Consider the following 24,735-nt stretch of genomic DNA (forward strand, 5'->3'; position numbering starts at 1 on the left):
GATTAAATTCCTTGAATACTACCTTTATCTACAATAATTCCAGGAGACATTGTGCTTGACAAATGAATACTTCTGAAATAGGTTCCTTTTGATGAAGTTGGTTTCAACTTAGAAATAGTATTAATAAGTTCTTTTACATTGTCCTGAATTTGTTCAGCAGTAAAAGACGCTTTACCAACACCAGCATGAATAATTCCAAATTTATCTACTTTGAAATCAATCTTACCAGCTTTCACTTCCTTGACAGCTTTTCCAACTTCCAAAGTTACTGTTCCTGATTTTGGGTTTGGCATTAAGCCTCTTGGTCCCAAAACCCTACCTAATCTACCAACTTTAGCCATTACGTTAGGCATAGTGATAATGACATCAATGTCAGTCCAACCACCCTCGATCTTAGCAATATAGTCGTCTAATCCAACATAGTCTGCACCAGCCTCTTTAGCTTCAGCTTCTTTGTCAGGGGTACAAAGTACCAAAACCTTAACATCCTTGCCTGTGCCGTGCGGCAATGCAACTACTCCTCTTACCATTTGATCTGCTTTTCTAGGATCAACGCCCAAACGAACGTCAATATCTATAGAAGAGTCAAATTTGGTGTTAGTGATTTGCTTCACAATTGAAGAAGCTTCTTCTAGGGAGTACTGTTGGCTTGCGTCGTACTTAGAAAGAGCTTCTTTTTGCTTTTTTGTTAACTTAGCCATAGTGTTTATTTTATTCCTCCCAAGGAGCTTTTCCAGATACTGTGATACCCATACTTCTAGCTGTACCTGCGATCATTTTCATTGCAGATTCAATTTTAAAAGCATTTAAGTCAGGCATTTTCACCTCAGCAATTTCTTTTACCTGATCCCAGGTAACAGATCCTACTTTTTTCCTATTTGGCTCTGACGAACCAGCTTTGATTTTTGCCGCCTCAATTAGCATATTTGCTGCAGGAGGTGTTTTTACTACAAAGTCAAAAGATTTGTCAGAGTAAACAGTAATCAAAACAGGTACTACTGAACCCATTTTATCTTGGGTTCTAGCATTGAATTGCTTACAGAACTCCATGATGTTCAAACCCTTGGAACCAAGGGCTGGACCTACTGGAGGCGATGGATTTGCCTGGCCACCTTTCACCTGTAATTTCACATAACCAGTGATTTCCTTAGCCATTTCCTAGTCTTGTTTTTCTACTTGTATAAAGTTTAACTCTACAGGGGTGTTTCGTCCAAAGATCTTGACCATAACATTCAATTTCTTCTTATCTTCAAACACCTCTTCTATTGTACCCGTGAATCCACTGAAAGGACCGTCCATTACTTTTACGGTCTCTCCAACTATAAATGGAGTATCTAGTTTCTCTGCAAACTCATCAATCTCTTCAACTCGTCCTAAGATTCTATTGATTTCTGATTGACGTAATGGTTCAGGGGTTTTGGAAGCCCCCCCTTGGTTTGATCCTAAGAAACCGATTACACCCGGTATACTTGTAATTACGTGATTAGCCTCACCATGTGTCAAATCCGCATTAACCAAAACATATCCGGGAAAGAAATTTCTATCTCTAACCCTCTTTTTGCCATTGCGCATTTCGTAAACTTTTTCGGAAGGTATCAAAACCTCAGGAATATAATCCTCAAGTTTTTGACGAACAATTTCATTGTCTAAATAAGATTTAGTCTTTTTCTCTTGTCCTGCTACCACCCTAAGTACATACCACTTATGTTCAGCCATCAGTAATTTTAATTCAATTAAAATAAATCATAAAACCAAGTCATCAAATTTTCGAAACCTAAATCAATCACTCCTATGAGAAGAGAAAAGATTAAAGATGCGACGATGACCAAAACAGCACTGTTTTGCAAAAACGAATGTGAAGGCCAGGTGACCTTGTTCTTCATTTCATCTATAGATTCAACGACAAAGTTTTTGATATTCATGGTTTTACTTTCTTGTTGCACGGGCAGAGAGATTCGAACTCCCATCAACGGTTTTGGAGACCGCTATTCTGCCATTGAACTATGCCCGTAGGATTTTTTGGTTCCTAAAAGGAACGCAAAAGTAGAAATAATTGGAATAAGAAACAAATGCGATCCCGAAAATAATTCAAGATCGCATTTGCTAATATGTAATAATCTTAAAGATTAATCAAGAATTTCAGTTACCTGACCAGCACCTACTGTTCTACCACCCTCACGGATTGCAAAACGAAGACCTTTCTCAAGAGCAACTTTGTTCAATAAGTTAACTTCAATTGTAACGTTGTCACCTGGCATAACCATTTCAACACCTTCTGGAAGAGTGATCTCTCCTGTAACGTCAGTAGTTCTAAGGTAGAACTGTGGACGGTATCTGTTGAAGAATGGAGTATGACGTCCACCTTCTTCTTTTGAAAGAACGTAAACTTCCGCCTTGAAGTGAGCATGTGGCTTCACTGATCCTGGCTTACAAATAATCATACCTCTTTTGATCTGAGATTTTTCAATACCTCTTAACAAAAGACCTACGTTATCACCTGCTTCACCTCTATCAAGAATTTTTCTAAACATCTCAACACCAGTTACTGTAGACTTTAAGCCTTCAGCACCCATACCGATAATGTCAACAGGCTCACCAGAGTTGATAACACCTCTTTCAATTCTACCAGTTGCAACAGTTCCACGACCAGTGATCGAGAAAACATCTTCAACAGGCATTAAGAAATCTTTATCAACAAGACGCTCTGGAATTGGAATGAACTCATCAACTGCGTCCATTAATTCCATGATTTTATCCATCCACATTTCGTTACCTTCTAATCCACCTAAAGCAGAACCAGAAATAACTGGGATATTATCACCGTCAAAATCATAAAAAGATAACAATTCTCTTACTTCCATTTCTACAAGTTCAAGAAGTTCAGGGTCATCTACCAAATCCACTTTGTTTAGGAATACAACAAGTGCTGGTACACCTACCTGACGAGCAAGAAGGATATGCTCTCTAGTCTGAGGCATTGGTCCGTCAGTTGCAGCTACTACTAGAATAGCGCCATCCATCTGAGCAGCACCAGTTACCATGTTCTTCACGTAATCAGCGTGACCAGGACAATCTACGTGAGCGTAGTGTCTCTTTTCAGTTTGATATTCAACGTGTGAAGTGTTGATAGTGATACCTCTTTCTTTTTCTTCTGGAGCGTTGTCGATAGAAGAGAAATCTCTTAGTTCAGAAAGACCTTTTCTGGCCAATACTGTAGTAATGGCAGCAGTCAAAGTTGTCTTTCCATGGTCTACGTGACCAATCGTACCGATATTAACGTGCGGTTTGGAACGGTCAAAGGTTGCTTTTGCCATGCGTGAAAATCCTCTGTTTTAGTTAAAGATATAAATTTATTTTTTTTTACTTAATCTGTAATGTTCTGAGCCAACGACGGGAATTGAACCCGTGACCCCTTCCTTACCAAGGAAGTACTCTACCCCTGAGCTACGTCGGCTGGTAACACTCGATGCTATATAAAAGCATAGAGCGGGAGACGAGGCTCGAACCCGCGACCTGCAGCTTGGAAGGCTGCCGCTCTACCAACTGAGCTACTCCCGCTTTTAAATACGTGATTGCAAAAGTAATGAAATTTTTGACAATAACGTAATGTGGGGGAAACAGGATTCGAACCTGTGAAGACATAAGTCAACGGATTTACAGTCCGTCCCAGTTGGCCGCTTTGGTATTCCCCCAACTGATTCCGTCAAGAATTCAAAGTTTTGTAAACTTTTTCTTGTCTTAACGGATGGCAAAATTATACCCTTTTCTGTAACATTCAAAACAATGCTAATTTTTTTCTTACCTTTTTTTTTAAAGTTCAAATTAAACTTGTCGAAATCAACCAATTAATTTTTTTCGAGATAGGGAGAAAGGTAATATTCCTTATATCTTTTCGCATATAAATCTGTCTCTTTTTCATACAATTCCTTTATTTTCTCCAAAACGCCCTCATCATCGACGAATCCAAACAAGGACTGGAAGGCTGCTGCTCTGATGTAATTTGCTCGGTTAGTCAATCCTATTTCAAATAAGTTTTCAACAGCGATCTTACTTTCTTGATCAATTTGATTTTTAGCAAAGTAGTCTCCGTAATATCCTAAAAAATAATAAAGAGATTGTCCTGACAGGCCTTTGAGCCTTGCGTGGAACCAAAAACTTCGATTATCTACATTTTGGTTAATAAAGTAATCCGAAAGCGCTACAACGATTCTAATGTTATCTTCATCTTCAAACCTAAGTACCACTTCGGGTCGGTTTAAATTATTCTCATTTTCTAAATAAGCGCTCAAAGCAGCCCCCGCTACATAATATGAAGGATGATTCATCCAACGTAAAAATGAACTTGAGTACTTATCTGTATCTATAGTTACTAATAATTCGATCGCACCAGTTCTTACTGTATTTTGCTGATCGTTCTCTGCCAAGTCAAATAATGTTTCCTCAAGATCCTTAATTTGCATAATCAAATCAGGATTACGAGCGATTTGAAGAAGAGCAAGTTCTCTAATTGACCAGAAAGGATCATTTATGGCTGCTGAAACAATATTCGCATATTCTTTATTTTCTGAATAACTTGCCCCTAAACTATCAAGGGCTTCATATCTTGCTATGCCGAATTTGCTACTTTCAAATTGTCTCAAGAAATGTTCTGCCCCTCTAACACTTTTCTTCTCAGCAAGCAATTCTAATTTTTCGTCGAAATAAAGTTCATCAACAGGACTAATATTCTCAATGGCAAACTGCTGCCATCCTTGGTCTAGGACAAACTCTTTTTCAAATCTTTCACCATCGACATACCAACTTACTTTGAATGGGATTTTATAAAGAGGTGTTGTCTCTAAGCTTTGTTTTTGAGAGATTGTTAAAAGGAGATTTGATTTATCACTGTAATCAACTTCATATTCTAAAACAGGATGTCCTGATGCAAAGAACCATTGGTCAAAAAACCAATTCAAATCTGTCCCAGTCACTTTTTCAAATGCCAGACGAAGATCGTGCGCTTCGACACTTGAATAAGCATGTGTTGTTAAATACAAATTCAATGCTTTGAAAAATGCCTCATCACCGATATTTTTCCTCAACATATGAAGAATTCTTCCGCCTTTGGCATAAGAGTGACTATCGAACATTTCTTCTGAATCTTCATGATAAAAGCGAATCAAATCGACTTGCTTTTCGGTCGCTTCATCGAAATATTGCTCCATTTCCGAAATATGATGGAGGTCTGCATCATCCAAGCCTTGCTTATGCTCATACCATAAGTATTCTGAATAATTCGCAAAAGCCTCGTTGAGTGTTAGGTTTGCCCAAGATTCGGTAGTAACATAATTACCAAACCATTGATGAAAAAGCTCGTGGGCAATAATCCCATCCCACTCGCTATCAATTGCTTCTCCTTCAGTGAGGTTAAGCTCTTCCATAAATACCGAAATGGTAGTATTCTCCATGGCCCCTGACACAAAATCCCGTACCACTACTTGATCATATTTCTGCCACGGATAGCGCACTCCCAGTAGTTTAGAGAAAAAGCCTATCATCTCAGGCGTATTCTTAAAGACTGTCTTTGCACCTTCAGCATATTTTTCCTCTACATAATAATTCACTTGAATATCCTCCCAAGAATCTTGAATTTCAACAAATTCGCCCACAATCACTGCTGCTAAATACGGTGCGTGAGGCAAATCCATATTCCAATGATCCGTCCTTGTTCCATCATTATTTTCTTTGGAGCTGATAAATTTACCGTTACTTATAGTTCTGAACTTTTGGTCAACTGTCAATCTAATCTCTTGCGTCGCTCTTTCGTTGGGTGTATCTAAAGTAGGAAACCATTTGGAGTTATGCTCTGTCTCTCCTTGTGTCCAAATTTGTATTGGCTTATCTGCTTCTCCTGAAGAATTAATAAAATAAAGTCCCTTCGTATCAGTGATCGCTGCGCTTCCTAATTTCGGGTTTTCATTAGGCTTTGCGGTGTATTTGATTGCGACTTTTAGGGTATCATTTGAAGTGAAATCTCTAGGAAGGTAAACTCTTATTTTTTGAGTGTCGTATCGATAACTTAATTCCACTTCTTCATCTCCATCAATTAACTTAAAAGAATGTATTTCAAAGTCTTTTGCATCTAAAACCAATTGGTTTTGAGTATAAAAATAAGGCTTCAAGCTTAACAAGGCTTCTCCAAAAACCCATTCTTTTTCATAGTCAAATGACAAGTCTAGATCCGTATGAATCAAATCAAAATCTCTAGTTCTAGAGGGCTTGTATTGAGTTAATCTATTTTCTTTAAATTTCAACAGTTCTGTCGAAAGAGCTCTGTCAGCATTCTTATTGGTGGAAATTGTGTCTTCTGATTGGTTATTTTCTTTGGACAAGTTTTTATTACCTTTACAAGCAGAGAAAATTAGAAAAAGTAGAATAGGAAATAGCTTTATATATTGAGTTTTCATAAAAAGAGCATTTTAAACATTAATCGTATATTGACGCAAAATAAAAGAAATGTATTCAGTAAGTATCGATAAGTCAGCAATAAAAGTAGAAAAATCAGGAGATTCCATTCTGATCAATGAAGAAATATTGATTTGGGACTTCAAAAAAACAAGCGATAAATTCTACCATATTATCCACGAAGGCAAGTCTTTCAACCTAGAAGTGGTGAATATTAATTCAGAGGAAAAAACTGTACTTCTGAAATTAAACAACAAATCAGCTACTGTCAAAATGCAGGATAAATTTGATTTACTTTTAGAGAAATTAGGAATGAATACCCAAAAAGGGAGTCATGCCAAAGAAATCAAAGCACCTATGCCGGGTCTCATATTTGACATAAAAGTTCGTGAAGGTGAAGAGGTGAAAAAAGGTGATCCTGTACTTATCCTTGAAGCAATGAAAATGGAAAATATCATCAAATCTCCAGGAGACGGAGTTGTAAAAACTATCAAGATCAAAAAAGGTGATAGTGTGGAGAAAAACCAAGTTCTTATTCAATTTTAAAGATTCATCTTTAGAATTCTAGAATGAAGGGTTTATATTTGTCAAATTTATCATTTGCATAAAATCATAAATCAATCTGCACTTTTCAAATAAAAATCAAAAATGAAGTACAAAAGGATATTACTAAAACTGAGCGGTGAGTCCCTAATGGGGGAAGACAATTATGGAATTGACCCTAATAGACTGCAAAAGTACGCCGAAGAAATAAAAAAAGTGAAAGACCTTGGCGTGGAGATCGCTATTGTAATCGGAGGAGGTAATATCTACAGAGGTGTGCAAGCTGAAAAAACAGGAATCGATAGAGTACAAGGTGATTACATGGGAATGCTCGCCACGCTCATTAATGCGATGGCTCTCCAAAGTGCACTTGAACAAAACGGCATGTTTACCCGATTGATGTCTGGAATCAAAGTAGAAAGCGTCTGTGAACCATTCATCAGAAGACGAGCAATTCGACATCTAGAAAAAGGAAGAATCGTGATTTTTGGTGCAGGAATAGGCAATCCATATTTCACCACTGATTCTACTGCGAGTTTGAGAGCAATAGAAATCGAAGCAGAAGTTGTCTTAAAAGGCACACGTGTCGACGGTGTTTATACCGCAGATCCTGAAAAAGATAAAACTGCCACCAAATACAGCTCACTTTCATTTCAAGAGGCCTACGAAAAGAACCTCAACATTATGGATATGACTGCGTTTACGCTATGCCAAGAAAACAATTTACCTATCATTGTTTTTGACATGAATAAAGACGGTAACCTGATGAAACTCGCATTAGGTGAAGAAATAGGAACATTAATTACAACATTATAATCCATACTAAACTGATCATGGAAGAAATTCAATTGCACCTAGACGAAGCAAAAGAACTTATGCAAAAAGCAGTGGATCACACTGCCCAGGAATTAGTCAAAATACGCGCTGGAAAAGCAATGCCAAACTTACTCGATGGCATAATGGTGAATTATTATGGAGCCCCAACCCCACTACAACAGGTTGCTTCGGTAACTACACCGGACGCAAGGACATTGTCTATCAAACCTTGGGAAAGAAATTTAATCTCGGAAATAGAAAGATCCATTGTCAATTCAGACTTGGGACTGGCACCACAAAATAATGGTGAAATCATCATCTTAACTATTCCTCCTCTAACTGAAGAAAGAAGAAAAGGACTGGTGAAAATGGCCAAAGCTGAATGTGAATCTGGCAAAGTAAGCATCAGAACGGTAAGAAAGGATATCAATGATTCTCTGAAAAAACTACAGAAAGATGGTGCTTCAGAAGACGAAGTCAAAAGAGCTGAAGATACCGTTCAAAAATTCACTGATCTATATTCAACAAAAGTTGACGAATTGCTAGTGAAAAAAGAAGTTGAAATTATGACGGTCTAATCAGATCAGAATACATGTAAATTGAGAAAAAGTCTGCTCTTGGGATTCAAGGCAGACTTTTTTGTTTGCCTTTTAATTCAGAAAAATGACTTTAATTCACTTTTATAAATTTCCAGCATAAAAGCGTACCTTTGCGCCTTGGAATAAAATTGAATCTTTTCCAGATGAGTTTAGATAAAGAAATAGCGAAGCGAAGAACATTCGCCATTATTGCCCATCCAGATGCAGGAAAAACAACCCTCACAGAGAAATTGCTCCTTTTTGGAGGTGCGATTCAGACTGCTGGTGCTGTAAAATCCAATAAAATAGACACTGCAACGAAGTCCGATTGGATGGAAATAGAGAAGCAGAGAGGTATTTCTGTGGCTACTTCCGTGATGGGATTTGAATATAAAGACATCAAAATCAATCTTCTTGATACTCCTGGTCACCAGGACTTCGCCGAAGATACCTACAGGACTTTGACGGCCGTCGATTCTGTCATTATGGTGATCGATTGCGTGAAAGGTGTGGAGATTCAGACGGAAAAATTGATGGAAGTTTGTCGCATGCGAAATACTCCTGTCATCTGTTTTATTAATAAACTTGACCGAGAAGGTCGAGATCCTTATGAATTGTTGGATGAAGTTGAAGAGAAACTCAACATTCAAGTGAGGCCTCTTTCATGGCCAATCGGTATGGGAAAAGGCTTCAAGGGAGTTTATAACCTTTATGACAAAAAGCTTAACTTATTCAGCCCTAGTCAAAGAAAACTAAGTGATGATCGAGCAGTTTTTGATGACCTATCAGAAAATAGGTTAGACGAATTGATTGGAAAAAACAATGCGAATCAACTCAGAGAAGATGTCGAGTTGATAGAAGGCGTCTATCCAGATTTTGATACAAAGGAATATCTTGAAGGAAAAGTAGCTCCTGTTTTTTTCGGGTCAGCCGTAAATAACTTTGGGGTGAATGAAATGCTCGATACTTTTATCCGCATCGCTCCTGCTCCAAAAAGCAGGAATACAGAAGATAGAGAAGTACTTCCTGCAGAATCTAAGTTTTCTGGATTTATATTCAAAATCCACGCAAACATGGACCCCAATCATAGAAACAGGATTGCTTTCTTAAGAATTTGCTCTGGTAAATTTGAAAGAAACAAACCTTATAACCATGTTCGTGGTCCAAAACCACTTCGCTTTTCGAATGTGACTCAGTTTATGGCACAGGATAGAGAAATGGTAGATGAGGCATTTCCAGGTGATATCATCGGTCTTTATGATACTGGAAATCTAAAAATTGGTGACACCCTCACCGATGGAGAAAACATGACCTTCAAAGGAATCCCAAGTTTTTCTCCTGAGATTTTCAAAGAAGTCATTAACAAAGACGCGATGAAAACCAAACAGTTGGAAAAAGGCTTGAAGCAATTGATGGAAGAAGGAGTTGCACAGCTTTTTACTTTCGACATGGGTTCTAGAAAAGTAATCGGAACAGTTGGTCAACTTCAGTTTGAGGTAATCCAATTTAGATTAAAACAAGAGTATAACGCATCGGTGGAATTTGCACCAATGCAACTTTATAAAGCGTGTTGGATTAGCAGTACCGAGAAAAAGAAATTGGATGAATTTATCCAATCCAAAAACAGACATATCGCACGTGATAAGGATGGTAAATTGGTCTTCATGGCTGAATCCAGATCTTGGCTACAAATGGTCCAAGACAATTACCCAGAAATAGAGTTCCATTTCACATCGGAATTTTAAGAATTACCGAAAGTGAAAATTAAACATTTCACATTCAAAGCATTGCAGATACTTTTTTAACTCACTAAATTTAGAAATATGAAAAAGAAACCGTTCTCAGTCGTCTATGAAGACAACCATCTTTTGGTGGTGAATAAGGCTGCAGGAATATTGGTACAAGGCGACAAAACCAAAGATAAAACGCTCACAGATTATTGTCGTGAGTACATCAAAGAAAAATATAATAAGCCAGGAGATGTATTTCTTCATCCGGTTCACAGATTAGATCGCCCAGTAAGTGGGTTAGTCGTTTTTGCACGGACTTCAAAAGGACTAGAAAGAATGATGGAACTCTTTAGAAAAAGAGATATCCATAAAGTCTATTGGGCTATCGTCAAGAAAAATCCAAGAGAAGATATGGATAAACTGACCCACTATCTAGTCAAAGACGAGCAAAGGAACTATGTAAGTGCTTTTGAAAAAGAAGCGCCAGGGTCTCAAAAAGCAGAACTGACTTATAAGAGAATGGGGAAACTCAATGATCATTGGTTGTTGGAGGTAAGGCCTGTTTCAGGTAGACCTCATCAAATCAGAGTTCAGTTGGCATCCATAGGCTGTCCGATCAGAGGTGATGTGAAATATGGATTCTCTAAACCAAATCTTGATTTAAGCATCAACCTTCATGCTTTTCACTTGGTGTTCGTCCACCCAATCAAAAAGGAGAAATTGATCCTTAGAGCAGCTTTACCTGAAGAACCATTCTGGGAGCAATTCCTTGAATTTGAAGAAATCAAAGCAAAAGATCAGTATTTAGACAATACATTTAGCGGGTAATCTACCATTTATGACAATTTGAATATCTGATTTTTGATATTCATAGTTCTGATAAATGTTTGGACGAAGCTTGAATTGAACCGTTAAAAAAGAGCAAATGAAAAATAATATTATTGCCATTCTAACATTTCTGGTACTTGGTTTTGCTTGTACTTCAAAGCAGGAAGCAAAAACGATCTACATCGTGAGGCATGCTGAAAAAATGCTCGACTCGGATAACCCACAGTTGAATGTTGCTGGAACTGTACGCTCAAAAAAGTTGGGGCAAATTCTCAGTGATAAACAAATCATTCATGCTTTTAGTACGAATACGATTAGAACAATCGCTACCCTGCAACCAATTTCAAATATAGCGGGGATTGCAATTGAAACTTATGACTCCCAAAACCATGATGATTTGGTAAAAGAACTAAGAAAGAGAAAAGGCAATGCAGTGGTAGTTGGCCATAGCAATACTGTTCATCATCTAGTGAATTATTTTGTCGGCGATGGAGAAAAGTACTCCGAGCTAAGTGATATAGAATACGACTTTATTTTCGAAGTAAGACTAGAAGAAGATGGAAGCTCGAGTGTAAAAAGAAGCTTGTACAAAGAGTATTAAAAAAATAGACTTGGAAGAATCCAAGTCTATTTTCTTTTAAACCACTTTCACCTCTATCCCCATTTCTTCAATTTTTTCTTTGTAATGATCTGGAATTCCAGCGTCTGTTATAATCATATCGATATCTTCAAGGTTACAGATTTTCCCAAATCCTTTCTTTCCGAATTTACTCGAATCTACCAAAACGATGGTTTTTTGAACTGATTGAATCATCTGCGCATTCAGATGGGCTTCCATCATGTGTGATGTTGTCAACCCAAAATCTAAACTAATACCATCCACGCTCAAAAAGAGCTTGCTACAAGCAAAATTTCTCATCATTTCTTCAGCATAGTTCCCAACTACGGAGCTACTGCTTTTTCTAACTACCCCACCCAACTGAACAATTTCCACATCTGCCGCATCTATCAGTGCTAGGGTTACATTCATCGCTGCTGTCAATACGGTAAGCTTCTGATTTTTTGGAAGCATTTGTGCAAAAGAGACAACAGTAGTACCCGAACCAATAATGATCGCTTCATTCTTCTCAACTAATCCCACTGCAGCTTGAGCGATTCTTATCTTCTCCTCCACTCTAACCAGTTTTTTCTCATTGACAGGTTTGTCATTGACGTAAGGAGAACTTAAAGTAGCAGAGCCATGCGACCGATACAAAAGCCCTTTGTCTTCCAAAAGTTTAAGGTCCTTTCGAATCGTGACGACAGTAACATCAAGTTCCTTACTCAAATCAGCTACATGGACTATTCCCGCTTCATTGAGCCTGTCCAAAATAAATTTATGTCTTTCCGAAATAGTCATCTTTTACTTTCTTTTAATTCCTAAATATAACATTTCAGAAGCTAAAATAGAAAATATCCTACTTTTTTATTTCTATATATTTCTTTTTGTTTCTTTTTATGTTATTTTTGAGACAAATACTTCTGAAATGAATAGAATAGAAAACTTAAAAAAACTCGAAGAAAAAGAGAAGACCTGGGATATAGCAGTAATTGGAGGAGGTGCTTCGGGTTTGGGCGTGGCATTAGATGCGCTTTCAAGAGGCCTTTCTGTTGTTTTGGTCGATAAATCTGACTTTGCAAAAGGCACATCCAGCAGAAGCACAAAGCTTGTTCATGGTGGTGTGAGGTATCTTGCTCAAGGAGATGTCATGCTGGTATTCGAAGCACTCAAAGAAAGAGGCCGACTACTTCAAAACGCTCCCCACCTCACCCATAATCAGCCTTTTATTATTCCTATCTACACACTTTTTGACAGACTTCAATATAGTATAGGACTGAAGATTTACGATTGGATGGCGGGAAAACTTCGTCTCGGAAAATCTCGCTTTATCTCAAAAACAGAAACAATCAAAAGACTTCCTCAAATCAAACAAAAAGGACTTCAAGGAGGCGTAGTCTATCACGACGGACAATTTGATGACGCCCGACTCGCCTTAAGCGTTGCAATGACCTGCAATGAAATGGGGGGAGTGATGCTAAACTATACCAAAGTGAATGCATTGATCAAAAATGAAAAAGATGAAATCACAGGTATTCAAGTAAGAGATTTGATAGGGAATAAAAATCATAAAATTAAAGCCAAAATGGTTGTCAATGCTACCGGAGTTTTTGCGGATAAAATCCTACAACTCGATCAGCCAGGCGCTCCAAAAAGCATTCAGCCAAGTCAAGGAATCCATTTGGTTTTGGATCGTTCATTTCTTGGTGGTAATGATGCCTTGATGATTCCCAAAACTTCCGATGGACGTGTGCTATTTGCCGTACCGTGGCAAGATAAATTGGTGGTAGGAACAACGGATACTTTGAGAGAAAAAGCCAAACTAGAACCTGAAGCTTTGGCTAAGGAAATTGATTTTGTTTTAGAAACTGCCACAGCCTATTTGACAAAAGCCCCCACAAAAGCTGATGTGCTTTCTGTTTATGCAGGTCTTAGACCTTTGGCAGCACCGAAAGAAGGCAGCACCAAAACAAAAGAAATCTCACGATCGCATAAAGTCATCGTGTCAGACAGTAAATTAATTACAATCACAGGCGGAAAGTGGACAACGTTCAGGAAAATGGGCGAAGACACTGTGAATTATTACAAACAAGTCACGGGTGAGCATCTTGCTGAAAGTGCTTCTGCAAACATTAGATATCAAGGTTACACCACTAATCCACAAGAAGGACATTGGAAGGGTTACGGTGATGATGCTATAAAAATACAGTCTCTGATAAATGAAAGTCCAAAATCAGGAGAATTGCTTCATCCAAAATACCCTTATACATCAGCTGAAGTTATCTGGTCAGTTAGACACGAAATGGCTATGAAAGTAGAAGATATTCTTGCGAGAAGATTGCGCGTGTTATTCCTTGACGCCAAAGCTGCTAAAGCCATGGCTCCAAAAGTTGCTCAAATCATAGCAGAAGAAAAAGGCTATGATGCTGCTTGGATCGAAGAAGAACTTGCAGATTTCGAGAAAACAGTAAATAAGTATATATTGAAATGAAATAAATAGAAATATTGCTTCGCTGAAATATACTAATGTGCAATAAATAGAAATATCGCTTCGCTGAAATATACTGATGTGAAATAGATAGAAATATAGCTCCGCTGAAATATGCCTGCGGCGAGATATGATTGAAATGAAATAAATAGAAATATAGCTTGGTTGAAATTTGCCTATGGCTAAATATACTAAAGTGAAATAAATAGAAATATGGCTTCACAGATCATATGTACGATGCTCCCAATTATATCAATTTTATTTCATTCATATTTCTACAATATTTCAAATATGGTTCTACAATATTCAACCATCTAACAATACCTAAAACAATTAACCCATGCCTCAATACATTTTATCCTTAGATCAAGGGACGACGAGTTCTAGAGCAATCGTTTTTGATAAGAAAGGACAAATCATCTCTGTTGCTCAGAAAGATTTTAAACAGCATTTTCCAAAATCAGGATGGGTGGAACATGATCCTCAAGAAATTTGGGCTACTCAATCTGCAGTGATGATCGAATCACTTGCCAATGAAGGTATCAAAGTCTCAGAAATCGCAGCCATTGGGATTACCAATCAAAGAGAAACAACGGTAGTTTGGGATAGGAAAACCGGTAAGCCATTATACAATGCTATAGTTTGGCAAGACCGACGAACTTCTGCTTATTGCGATGAATTGAAAGCGGAGGGAAAAGCGGAAGTGATTGCAAAAAAAACAGGTTTAATTCTCGACGCATATTTTTCAGCTACTAAAATCAAATGGATTTTGGACAATGTTGAAGGTGCGAGGGATCGTGCTGAGAAAGGTGAGTTGGCTTTTGGGACAATCGACACATGGCTGATTTGGAAACTTACTAGCGGAAAAACCCATGCGACCGATATCAGCAACGCAAGCCGAACAATGATTTATAATATTCACGAAGAAAAATGGGATCAAGAACTCCTTCAGCTTTTTGACATTCCTGAAAATATGCTCCCTGAGGTCAAAGAAAGCTCTGAACTTATCGGAGAGACTTCAGGAGATATTCTTTCGCACAAAATCCCGATTTCTGGAGTAGCTGGTGATCAGCAAGCAGCACTTTTCGGACAACTTTGCACACAAGCTGGTATGGCGAAGACCACTTATGGTACAGGTTGTTTCCTTGTCATGAATACAGGTGAAAAACCTGTGACATCCCAAAACAAACTACTTACGACTGTAGCTTGGAAAATCAATGGAAAAATCAACTATGCCTTAGAGGGTTCTGTTTTCATAGGAGGTGCGGCGATACAATGGCTACGAGATGGAATGGAAATGTTTGGACATGCCAAAGAAAGTGAAAAGTTAGCCATAAGTCTGGAAGATAATGATGGAGTTTATTTTGTTCCAGCTTTGTCTGGCCTTGGAGCACCACATTGGGATCAAGATGCAAGAGGAGCGTTTTTTGGAATTACTCGCGGGACAACTATAGCCCACATGACTCGAGCTGCTTTGGAAGCCATTGCTTACCAAGTCAATGATGTCCTCAGTGCCATGGAAAAAGACAGTGGAGAAGTCACCAAAGAACTGCGCGTAGATGGAGGCGCAACTGCAAATAATTTTCTCATGCAATTTCAATCCGACATTTTAGAATGTAAAATTACCCGACCAAAAATAATTGAAACAACAGCCATTGGAGCGGCATTTTTAGCAGGACTAGCCGTTGGATTTTGGAAAGATGAAGAGGAACTTAAGTCACTTTGGGAAGTAGACAAAAGCTTTGAGCCAAATATGGAAAAGGAAAAAGTCGAAAAATATCTACATTTTTGGCATAAGGCAGTTGAAAGATCTAAAAACTGGGTAGAATAATGGATGCATTCGTAGCAGAATTTGTAGGCACCTCCCTCCTCCTCGCAATGGGTTCTGGGGTGGTGGCTAATGTGGTTTTGAATAAAACCAAAGGACAAAATAGTGGATGGATAGTCATCACCACAGCTTGGGCACTTGGTGTTTTTATCGGAGTGGTCGTAGCGGGACCTTATAGCGGTGCGCATCTGAATCCTGCTGTAAGTATTGCCTTAGCAATTGCAGGCGATTTTCCTTGGGGAGATGTCCCTAAGTATGTTTTCGCACAGATACTCGGAGCTATGTTTGGTTCAGGAATCGCTTGGCTGGTTTACAAAGATCATTTCGATGCGACAGATGATCCAGGATTGAAATTCGCCCCATTTGCGACTGTTCCAGCCATTAGAAATTTACCGTCAAATCTGATTTCAGAAATCGTAGGAACATCTGTTCTGATTATCGTGATTCTTTATTCGACAGAACCCATTTTACAGGATGGAAACAATACACCGATTGGTTTGGGATCACTTGGTGCATTGCCTGTAGCCTTTTTGGTTTGGGTGATTGGCTTATCTCTTGGCGGCACAACTGGCTATGCAATCAATCCTGCCCGTGATCTTGGACCAAGGATTATGCATCAAATCTTACCCATCAAAGGAAAAGGAGGAAGTGACTGGGCTTACAGCTGGGTACCGATTGTAGGCCCAATCTTGGGAGCAGCACTAGCTACTGGGATTTATCTTTTGTTAGGCGCTGGTGGAATGGTCTAAATTGATTTCACGCTTTTGATTGAAAGTGTTTCATGAATCGGGATTGATATTATGATTACTTATTTCTCATCCGTGTCATTCCGTTAATTCTGCATCATCAGTGTTCTATTAATTCTTTCGTAAAATTTGCAATAATCTGCATATATATAGTGAGCAAAACCTTCAAGGTTTCATTAGACTAATTCTAACAACTGATTGATTATCAATAAAACCTGAAAGGTTTGAGGGTTTAGCTCTCTTCTAAATGTTTAGAGATTTTAAGAACCTGATTATCCACATTTTCAAACTTAATTCAACCTTTCTCATAACTTATCAACTGGTTTTAATCCAACAAAAATCAATTCATCTTCAGACGGATTATTATCTGGATGATTGATTGAAACATATAACTTTCCTTGGTGGGTGAAGTACATCCTTGTGTAGAACTGATCTATAGGAAGATGATATTCACCTACCTTATTCATTTCCTTATCCAAAATAATTATTGATGGTTTTTTGTTATCCCATGTCCTTCTTCTGCCATCCAAATCCTTATAATCCACTCCTTCATAGGCAAACCTATACAAGTAACCAGTTTCATTATCATAAGCAATTTCCCTGTAAGTATTGATATAATCTCTCTCACTAAATTCTGAGATTGGATTTTCTAAAGGAAGAAGATCACCAAAACTGCTATGACCAGCTTCTGCATAAGAAATGTCCTCAGAATCCAAATCATAAACCAACAAATCATTTAAATAAGGCATACTAATTATCATTTGATTATCACCCTTCATCAAATGTGAACTATGGGAAAAAAATGCACCATAAACTAAATCCGATAAATACTCTGGTAATTTCAAAGTATGCTTCATTTCATTCCCCTCAAGGGTTGAGATTTCCACAAAATATGTCCCTGACCAAATTCCAGGTAAATAATTATTTTGATCAACTATAGCGAAAGTAAAAATAGATTGAGTTTTTTCGCTATAAATTAATGGGTTGTTTGTGTAATAAATCTGAACATAAGGCTTCCTGTCAGCCCTCTCCTTCTCTACTGAATTTATCTTATTCAGAAGATTACCACTAAAATCTGAAATATACAGTTCACGACGCCAAGAACTCCCAATCAATAGCGTACTGTCAGACAAAACTTCAAATGCCTTGATTGTTCTGACTCCATTGGGTCCTTCTTGTTGATATTTGATGCTGAAATTCTCTGTATCATCGGACAATCCATAAAACTCTAATTGATTGGTATTTTCATTTACAAGTCCCAAATAATCCTTTCCTTTTATACTAGTCTTTGAAATGTATTTTGAGAACACATTGGTTCTCTGCCCAATTGGAATGGATATCGTATCAGCTGAAATCAATGTGATTATATCATCAAATTTTCGTGGGTTAGGATCAAGCGATTGACTAGTTGAAGCCTGTTTTTCACAACTTGTTAAGCTAAGAATGCTAAATAAAAAAAGAAGTAAATATATTTTCTTCATGGATTCTGATTAGTTGAAAAACTCATTTCAACACAACTTCACCTAAAAGCTTCTTCAAGATCATGATTACTTTTGGTATGTCCAAGTGAATGTTTCTTTTTTTAAAAAAATTTTGAATACTCTGATATTTTGTACAAATCCGAAATTAAATTCCCTATTTATACAATATGGAAATCTAAATTAAACCTCTCTTAATATGGCTATTAGCTTGGAATGAAAAAACCCTTCCAAAGTTTGAAACTTTGGAAGGGTTTGGCTCCTGATTCAAGGCTATGACTATCATCAAATTAACTACATGAAACCATGAATAATACAGGTAATCATCCTAAGTTAGGAGAGTGCAATTGAACTCTGATGACTGTTGACCGTCGTCTGTTGACTACTTCAAAATCTCTCTCGAAATCACCAACTTCTGTATCTCGGAAGTTCCTTCACCGATTGTACAAAGCTTAGAATCTCTGTAGTATTTCTCTACTGGATAATCCTTTGTAAATCCGTAACCACCGAAAATTTGAACTGCTTCATTGGAAACAGAAACACAAACTTCTGAAGCGAATAGTTTTGCTTTTGCACCTGCTAAAGTCACTTTTTGTCCTCTATTTTTCAAATCAGCTGCTTTGAAGGTTAGCAATTTAGCTGCCTCTACTTGCGTAGCCATATCTGCCAACTTAAATGAAATGCCTTGGAATCTACTGATAGGCTGATTGAATTGCTGTCTTTCTTTTGAGTATTGAATTGACTCTTCCAAAGCACCTTCTGCAATTCCCAAAGACAATGCGGCGATAGAAATTCTACCCCCATCGAGGATTTTCATTGACTGAATAAATCCATCTCCTATTTCGCCAAGAATCTGACTCTTATGAACTCTACAGTCTTCAAAGATCATCTCAGCAGTCTCAGATGCACGCATCCCAAGCTTATCTTCCTTGCGACCACCTTTGAATCCCGGAGTACCTCTTTCTATTACAAATGCTGTCATTCCATGTGAGTCACCCACTTCTCCTGTTCTTGCAATCACCACTGCAACATCACCCGAAACTCCATGAGTGATAAAATTTTTCGCTCCATTGATGACATAATAATCGCCATCTTCTACTGCTACTGTACGCATGTTGCCAGCATCAGAACCTGTATTTGGCTCAGTTAAACCCCAAGCACCTAAAAATTCACAAGTAGCAAGTTTTGGCAAGTATTTTCTTTTTTGCTCTTCATTTCCAAACATCATGATATGTCCGGTACAAAGGGAATTATGTGCCGCCATTGATAGTCCTACAGAAGGATCAAGTTTTGACAATTCCAAAATTGCTGTCACGTATTCAAAATATCCGAAACCAGAACCTCCATACTCAGTAGGCACTAATACGCCCATCAAACCAAGTTCTCCAAGTTTCTTAAATACTTCGATTGGAAAATGCTGCTTATCGTCCCAGTCTTTTCTAAAAGGGGTAATCTCTTTTGCTCCAAAATCCTTAATCATCTGTGCGATCATCGCCTGATTTTCATTGAGCTCAAAATTCATCATATTATTTCGTTAATTATTTGGGTTATATTTTTTACTAATATACTAACTTCCTATCAAACTAGAAGTTTGAAAAATATGGATCAAATCCATCTATCGATTGCTTTCTTCCGAATTTTCAATATAAAAAACTGAGCTCTTAATCTTTGATATAAAATCTATTTCTCTATGCCCTGTATAACCCAAATTTTGATCTTCATGAAATCATTATATAATTTATGTAATCGGTTGATTTTAACCTGTGAAGACGTCAACAAACTCGAATTTCTGCCCGTCAAAAAGTCCTTTATCACTTAATTTCAGATCTGGAATAACCAATAAAGCCATAAAACTTAAAGTCATAAAGGGTGATTGAAGCTTAGAACCCATATTTTTTGCCATTTGGTCAATTTTCGTATAGACTTTAGCTACTTCGTATCCATCCTCAGCAGACATAATCCCACCAACAGGAAGCGGAAGCACAATTTGTTCCTCTTGATCAACTGCGGCAACTCCCCCTTTTACTTCAATCAATAAGTTGACGGCTTTAGCTATGGATTCATCATCTACACCTACCGCAATGATATTGTGAGAATCGTGACCTACAGAAGACGCAATCGCACCTGATTTCAATCCAAAGTTTTTGATAAAAGCAACCGCGGGTTTAGCATCCTCATAGCGATTGACCACTGTGATTTTTAAAATATCCGACTCTACATTTGAATTTGCCAAACCATCTTGGGTAATGATACGCCCAAGTATTCCAGGCGTAATCAATTGACCATCCAAAGCTTCAATCACTCGAACTTTTTCACTATTGGCTTTTAATTCGAAATCAGCACTTAACTTGAGCGAAGTATTGAAATTATTGATGATCTTATTTTCTACCTTCTTGATAAGAGTTGTACCATTTTTAGCAACCAATTCCCCATTGATATAGGTGGCACATACTTTAAAATCTTCAATGTTTTCGATTAAAATAAAATCAGCTGGGTCCCCTATTTTCAACCTACCTACATCTAATCGATAATGAAGAATAGGCGTGATACAAGCAGCTTTTAACACGTCGAAAAGATTTTTACCTTTCTTCACCGCACGAGACACCAATTCGTTGATATGTGATTCCGCCAGGTTATCAGGATGCTTATCGTCCGAGCAAAACATAATCATTGAAGGATAATCATCTATCAAATCAATTAGTGCATCAAAATTTTTCGCTGCACTTCCCTCCCTAATTGCGATTTTCATCCCCAATTGAAGTTTGCCAAGGGCCTCTTCTTTGGTAAAGCATTCATGATCTGTCGTAATTCCTGCGGAAGCATATTTGACCGCAAGGTCTCCTTTCAATCCTGGTGCATGACCATCTACAGGTTTGCCGTATTTCTTTGCCAAAGCAATCTTTTCCATCACGAGAGGATCTCTATTGACAGTTCCAGGCCAATTCATCATCTCTGCCAAATAAACGATTTCTTTTCTCTCCAAAAGTTTGTTGATATCACTGGCAGTAATTTCACCTCCTGCAGTTTCAAAAGGCGTTGCTGGTACACAAGAAGGTGCTCCAAAGTAAAATTTAAAGGGAACCTTATACCCATTATCTATCATGTAATTCACTCCCTCCATCCCACAGACATTGGCAATCTCGTGTGGATCTGAAATCGTGGCCACTGTCCCATGAACTACTGCCAATCTTGCAAACTCAGAGGGCACCAACATGGATGATTCCACATGCACATGGGCATCAATAAAACCCGGAGAAATATAAGGAAGGCTACTGTTTTGCTGGATTTTCCTAATAGAAATAATCCTCCCTTCTCCTACTTTAATTTCCGCAGAAAAAATCTCACTATTATCTATATCAATAAATTGACCTTCGACACAAAAACAATTCATTTACTTCAAGTTTTGAGATGAATAATAGCAAATTTAATAAATTATTTCCCCCCAAGCGCGAGATGGAAGAATACATTTACTTCCTAGAAGAAATAGATTTAAAACCACTATATTTGCGCCTGAAAAGAAAAAAGCGAGACAACTTTTAGGAATGGGTAAAATAGTAATTGCAATAGATGGATTTTCAGGTTGCGGAAAAAGTTCTACAGCGAAAGAAGTGGCTAAAAAGCTTGGCTATACATATATAGACTCCGGAGCCATGTATCGTGCAGCAACTTTACATTTTTTAAATAATCACACCGTACTTTCTAATCCCAAAGAGGTAAGCAAAGCTTTAGATAGTCTGAAGATTAGTTTCCATTTCAATCCAGAGCAACAAACCCAAGAAACCTACCTGAACGAACTAAATGTAGAAGATGAAATCCGAACTATGAGGGTGTCAGAATACGTTAGTGAAGTTAGTAAATTAAAAGAAGTTCGACTTGCTCTTGTTGCTCAACAGCAGAAACTTGGAAAATCAAAAGGAGTTGTCATGGATGGGCGAGATATCGGCACAGTAGTTTTTCCAGAGGCTGAACTCAAAGTATTTATGACTGCAGATTTATCCATCAGAGCAGCAAGAAGACAAAAAGAAATCTTGGAAAAAGGTGATTTGATAGATCTGGAAAAAATCAAACATAACCTCGTTGAAAGGGACAGAATAGATTCTACTAGAACTGAAAGCCCTTTACTCAAAGCAGAAGATGCCATCGAAATAGATACAAGTTTATTGGAATTTGATGACCAAGTCGAACAAATCGTATCACTAGCTCAAGAAAAACTTAGCTAAAAACAGCTGTATTATGAATGTTACCATCGATAAAAATTCAGGTTATTGCTTTGGAGTAGAGTTCGCTATCAAAATGGCTGAGGATGAAATGCAAGAATCCCATCAGTTATTTTGCTTGGGTGACATTGTACACAATGACATGGAAGTCAAAAGGCTAAGCGAAAAAGGCTTGGTGGTGATCGACCGTGAAAAACTTCAAGAACTTTCCAACTGCAAAGTTCTGATCCGGGCTCACGGCGAACCTCCAGAGACTTACAAAACTGCCATAGAAAATAACATTGAATTGATTGATGCCTCTTGTCCTGTTGTATTGAAGTTACAACATAGAGTTAAAACAGCCTTTGACAAAATGGAGAGGGAAAATGGTCAGATCGTCATCTATGGTAAAAAAGGCCATGCAGAAGTAATCGGACTCACGGGACAGACATTAGAAAAAGCGATCGTAGTGATGGAAGAGAAAGATTTGGACAAAATCGATTTCAACAAACCAGTAACCTTATTCAGTCAGACTACCAAAAGCACTAAAGGCTTTTACGAATTAAAAGAAAGGATTGAAAATCGAATAAGGGAAACAAAAGGAACCTTAAACGAAGTCGATTTTAATGCCAATGACTCCATTTGCCGACAAGTATCAAATCGAGAGCCTCAGTTATTGAACTTCTCGAAAGAAAATGATGTGATCATCTTCGTTTCTGGCAAAAAAAGCTCCAACGGAAAGGCACTTTATCAAGTATGTAAAAGCCAAAATGAGAAAAGTTATTTTGTGGAAAATGAATCTGAGATAGATCCAAGTTGGTTTAGACCAGAAGACAAAATAGGTATATGTGGTGCAACTTCGACGCCAATGTGGCTCATGGAGCAAATCAAATCACATATCACATCGCTTGAACATAATCTAGCATTAGAAAACAATTAATCGAAAGGTCGCCAAATAAGTATGTTAAGTTAGCAACACGCTGACAAATAATAACAGAATTATCTTCTAATAACTGATGTATTTTATTAGATTTGAGGCGTTTTTCAAAAGACCATACAGTTCAAAATAATATGTCAAAACTAGTTAAGCTTAAGAAGGGATTCGACATTAAGCTCGTTGGAAAAGCTGAAAAGAAGCTTGTAGAATTCCAGCCAGCAAAAACCTTTGCAATCAAACCTACGGACTTTATTGGTTTACAAAGACCAAAAGTTACTGTAAACGAAGGTGATACAGTAAAGGCTGGAACTCCGATTTTAATCGACAAAGCGCTGGATCAAGTTCAGTATGTCGCGCCAGTCTCTGGCGAAATCGTTGAGATCAAAAGAGGTGAAAAGAGAAAGTTATTGGAAATCAAAATCTTGGCAGATTCAGAAATCAGCTATGAAAGTTTCGAAAAATTCTCAGAATCCTCCATCAAAAATCTGTCTAGAGAAGACGCCATCGCCAACCTTACCAAAGGTGGAGTGTGGCCACAAATCATCCAAAGACCTTTTGGCATCGTAGCAAATCCAGCTGACAATCCAAAAGCAATATTTATTTCGGGCTTTGATTCTCATCCATTAGCACCTGATTTTGCAGTGACGCTCAAGGGAGAAGAAAAATATTTCCAAGCTGGCATAGATGTTTTGAAAAAACTAACAGACGGAATTGTTCATTTAAATTTGAATGCTGACGCTGAAGTTCCTGCTGTTTTTGCAAATGTACAGAACGCACAAATCAATAAATTTTCAGGTCCACACCCAGCTGGAAACGTAGGAATTCAGATACATCACATCGATGCAATCAACAAAGGCGAAATTGCTTGGACAATTACTCCATTTGGCGTAGCACAAATGGGGAAATTACTCCTAGAAGGCAGGTATGATGCATCAAAAGTGATCGCTATCACTGGCTCTAGAGCTAAAAATGCTGCTTACACCAAGACCTTTATCGGTGCGTGCGTTGACACTATGGTGAATGGCAACATTCAAGAAGATGAAAAATCAGATATTGCACCTGAGACAAGAGTAGTTTCAGGAAATGTACTTACAGGTGAAAAAATCAACAAAGATGGGTACCTAGGTTACTACAGCAATCAAATCACCCTACTTCCTGAAGGAGAATACCATGAATTCTTAGGCTGGATGAAGCCAACCGCAGATAAATTGAGTTTCCACAGAGCATTAGGATTACTTTCATTCTTAAAGCCAAGCAAAGAATTTGTTTTGGACACCAACGTAAGAGGTGAAGAAAGAGCATTCGTACAGACGGGTGTTTTTGAAAGTGTAACACCAATGGATATTCTTCCAGTTTATTTATTGAAGGCCATAATGGCTGAAGATTTTGACGAGATGGAGGAACTAGGAATCTATGAAATCGTAGAAGAAGACCTTGCACTATGTGAATTTGTAGACGTTTCCAAACACCCAGTTCAGGAAATAGTTAGAAAAGGTATAGACTTAATTCAATACAGTTAATAAAT

At 37.9% G+C, this 24,735-nt stretch carries 22 protein-coding genes and 4 tRNA genes; 12 read left to right on the forward strand and 14 right to left on the reverse strand.

The window, feature by feature from the left end:
* Positions 1 to 2: 2 nt before the first annotated feature.
* From rplA to IEV57_RS12550, 10 genes are all read right to left on the reverse strand, one after another.
* Complete coding sequence (gene rplA / locus IEV57_RS12505) at positions 3 to 701, reverse strand: 50S ribosomal protein L1 (protein ID WP_188443326.1); 699 nt, start codon at positions 699 to 701, stop codon at positions 3 to 5.
* Between the two features lie 10 nt (positions 702 to 711).
* Complete coding sequence (gene rplK, locus IEV57_RS12510) at positions 712 to 1,155, reverse strand: 50S ribosomal protein L11 (protein WP_188443328.1); 444 nt, start codon at positions 1,153 to 1,155, stop codon at positions 712 to 714.
* A 3-nt stretch (positions 1,156 to 1,158) separates the two neighbouring features.
* Positions 1,159 to 1,716, reverse strand: coding sequence for a transcription termination/antitermination protein NusG (nusG, locus tag IEV57_RS12515; protein ID WP_188443330.1), 558 nt, complete (start codon positions 1,714 to 1,716; stop codon positions 1,159 to 1,161).
* A 17-nt stretch (positions 1,717 to 1,733) separates the two neighbouring features.
* Entirely contained in the window at positions 1,734 to 1,922 is a 189-nt protein-coding gene (gene secE, locus IEV57_RS12520; protein WP_014772282.1) for a preprotein translocase subunit SecE, read from the reverse strand.
* Positions 1,923 to 1,940: 18 nt separating this feature from the next.
* Positions 1,941 to 2,011, reverse strand: a tRNA-Trp gene (locus tag IEV57_RS12525).
* A gap of 115 nt (positions 2,012 to 2,126) precedes the next feature.
* Positions 2,127 to 3,314 carry an elongation factor Tu gene (gene tuf / locus IEV57_RS12530; protein ID WP_188443332.1) on the reverse strand — a complete coding sequence of 396 codons (1,188 nt, stop codon included), beginning with the start codon at positions 3,312 to 3,314 and terminating at the stop codon, positions 2,127 to 2,129.
* Positions 3,315 to 3,382: 68 nt separating this feature from the next.
* Positions 3,383 to 3,454, reverse strand: a tRNA-Thr gene (locus tag IEV57_RS12535).
* A gap of 31 nt (positions 3,455 to 3,485) precedes the next feature.
* Positions 3,486 to 3,558, reverse strand: a tRNA-Gly gene (locus IEV57_RS12540).
* Positions 3,559 to 3,609: 51 nt separating this feature from the next.
* Positions 3,610 to 3,692, reverse strand: a tRNA-Tyr gene (locus IEV57_RS12545).
* Between the two features lie 153 nt (positions 3,693 to 3,845).
* Complete coding sequence (locus IEV57_RS12550; RefSeq protein ID WP_188443334.1) at positions 3,846 to 6,446, reverse strand: M1 family metallopeptidase; 2,601 nt, start codon at positions 6,444 to 6,446, stop codon at positions 3,846 to 3,848.
* Between the two features lie 49 nt (positions 6,447 to 6,495).
* Here IEV57_RS12550 and IEV57_RS12555 point away from each other — a divergent pair, with 49 nt between their 5' ends.
* The 6 genes from IEV57_RS12555 (at position 6,496) to IEV57_RS12580 (ending at position 11,540) form a co-directional block, all read left to right on the forward strand.
* Positions 6,496 to 6,990 carry an acyl-CoA carboxylase biotin carboxyl carrier protein subunit gene (locus IEV57_RS12555; protein WP_188443336.1) on the forward strand — a complete coding sequence of 165 codons (495 nt, stop codon included), beginning with the start codon at positions 6,496 to 6,498 and terminating at the stop codon, positions 6,988 to 6,990.
* A 102-nt stretch (positions 6,991 to 7,092) separates the two neighbouring features.
* The gene (gene pyrH / locus IEV57_RS12560) at positions 7,093 to 7,803 is read left to right on the forward strand and encodes a UMP kinase (protein ID WP_188443338.1); all 711 of its coding nucleotides are present in this window, start codon (positions 7,093 to 7,095) and stop codon (positions 7,801 to 7,803) included.
* Positions 7,804 to 7,820: 17 nt separating this feature from the next.
* On the forward strand, positions 7,821 to 8,381 hold the full coding sequence (frr, locus tag IEV57_RS12565) for a ribosome recycling factor (protein WP_188443340.1): 561 nt from the start codon (positions 7,821 to 7,823) through the stop codon (positions 8,379 to 8,381).
* Between the two features lie 164 nt (positions 8,382 to 8,545).
* Positions 8,546 to 10,126, forward strand: a complete 1,581-nt coding sequence (locus IEV57_RS12570) for a peptide chain release factor 3 (protein ID WP_188443342.1) — start codon at positions 8,546 to 8,548, stop codon at positions 10,124 to 10,126.
* Between the two features lie 78 nt (positions 10,127 to 10,204).
* Positions 10,205 to 10,939, forward strand: coding sequence for an RluA family pseudouridine synthase (locus IEV57_RS12575; RefSeq protein ID WP_188443344.1), 735 nt, complete (start codon positions 10,205 to 10,207; stop codon positions 10,937 to 10,939).
* Positions 10,940 to 11,036: 97 nt separating this feature from the next.
* Positions 11,037 to 11,540 carry a SixA phosphatase family protein gene (locus tag IEV57_RS12580; protein ID WP_188443346.1) on the forward strand — a complete coding sequence of 168 codons (504 nt, stop codon included), beginning with the start codon at positions 11,037 to 11,039 and terminating at the stop codon, positions 11,538 to 11,540.
* Positions 11,541 to 11,576: 36 nt separating this feature from the next.
* Here the strand turns inward: IEV57_RS12580 and IEV57_RS12585 are convergent, their stop codons facing one another.
* Positions 11,577 to 12,338 (reverse strand): DeoR/GlpR family DNA-binding transcription regulator, encoded by a 762-nt coding sequence (locus tag IEV57_RS12585; RefSeq protein WP_188443348.1) that lies wholly within the window; start codon positions 12,336 to 12,338, stop codon positions 11,577 to 11,579.
* 127 nt (positions 12,339 to 12,465) lie between these two features.
* Here IEV57_RS12585 and IEV57_RS12590 point away from each other — a divergent pair, with 127 nt between their 5' ends.
* From IEV57_RS12590 to IEV57_RS12600, 3 genes are all read left to right on the forward strand, one after another.
* Positions 12,466 to 14,028 (forward strand): glycerol-3-phosphate dehydrogenase/oxidase, encoded by a 1,563-nt coding sequence (locus IEV57_RS12590; RefSeq protein ID WP_188443350.1) that lies wholly within the window; start codon positions 12,466 to 12,468, stop codon positions 14,026 to 14,028.
* A gap of 337 nt (positions 14,029 to 14,365) precedes the next feature.
* Positions 14,366 to 15,856, forward strand: coding sequence for a glycerol kinase GlpK (gene glpK / locus IEV57_RS12595; protein ID WP_188443352.1), 1,491 nt, complete (start codon positions 14,366 to 14,368; stop codon positions 15,854 to 15,856).
* Entirely contained in the window at positions 15,856 to 16,602 is a 747-nt protein-coding gene (locus IEV57_RS12600; RefSeq protein ID WP_188443354.1) for an MIP/aquaporin family protein, read from the forward strand. Before glpK ends, IEV57_RS12600 begins: the two co-directional genes overlap by 1 nt.
* A 302-nt stretch (positions 16,603 to 16,904) precedes the next feature.
* Here IEV57_RS12600 and IEV57_RS12605 read toward each other — a convergent pair whose 3' ends face one another.
* The 3 genes from IEV57_RS12605 to ade all read right to left on the reverse strand — a co-directional run bounded on the left by IEV57_RS12605 (position 16,905) and on the right by ade (position 21,468).
* Positions 16,905 to 18,080: a DUF4221 family protein gene (locus IEV57_RS12605; RefSeq protein WP_188443356.1), complete on the reverse strand. Its 1,176-nt coding sequence runs from the start codon at positions 18,078 to 18,080 to the stop codon at positions 16,905 to 16,907.
* A 379-nt stretch (positions 18,081 to 18,459) separates the two neighbouring features.
* The gene (locus tag IEV57_RS12610) at positions 18,460 to 19,599 is read right to left on the reverse strand and encodes an acyl-CoA dehydrogenase family protein (RefSeq protein ID WP_188443424.1); all 1,140 of its coding nucleotides are present in this window, start codon (positions 19,597 to 19,599) and stop codon (positions 18,460 to 18,462) included.
* A 234-nt stretch (positions 19,600 to 19,833) separates the two neighbouring features.
* Positions 19,834 to 21,468, reverse strand: coding sequence for an adenine deaminase (gene ade, locus IEV57_RS12615; protein ID WP_188443358.1), 1,635 nt, complete (start codon positions 21,466 to 21,468; stop codon positions 19,834 to 19,836).
* A gap of 151 nt (positions 21,469 to 21,619) precedes the next feature.
* Between ade and cmk the strand changes: the two genes are divergently transcribed.
* The 3 genes from cmk to IEV57_RS12630 all read left to right on the forward strand — a co-directional run bounded on the left by cmk (position 21,620) and on the right by IEV57_RS12630 (position 24,730).
* Positions 21,620 to 22,297, forward strand: a complete 678-nt coding sequence (gene cmk / locus IEV57_RS12620) for a (d)CMP kinase (protein WP_188443361.1) — start codon at positions 21,620 to 21,622, stop codon at positions 22,295 to 22,297.
* A 13-nt stretch (positions 22,298 to 22,310) separates the two neighbouring features.
* Positions 22,311 to 23,213: a 4-hydroxy-3-methylbut-2-enyl diphosphate reductase gene (locus tag IEV57_RS12625; RefSeq protein ID WP_188443363.1), complete on the forward strand. Its 903-nt coding sequence runs from the start codon at positions 22,311 to 22,313 to the stop codon at positions 23,211 to 23,213.
* Between the two features lie 131 nt (positions 23,214 to 23,344).
* On the forward strand, positions 23,345 to 24,730 hold the full coding sequence (locus tag IEV57_RS12630; protein WP_188443365.1) for a Na(+)-translocating NADH-quinone reductase subunit A: 1,386 nt from the start codon (positions 23,345 to 23,347) through the stop codon (positions 24,728 to 24,730).
* The last annotated feature ends 5 nt before the right edge of the window (positions 24,731 to 24,735 follow it).

The organism is Belliella aquatica (assembly GCF_014637795.1).
Classification (GTDB): domain Bacteria; phylum Bacteroidota; class Bacteroidia; order Cytophagales; family Cyclobacteriaceae; genus Belliella; species Belliella aquatica.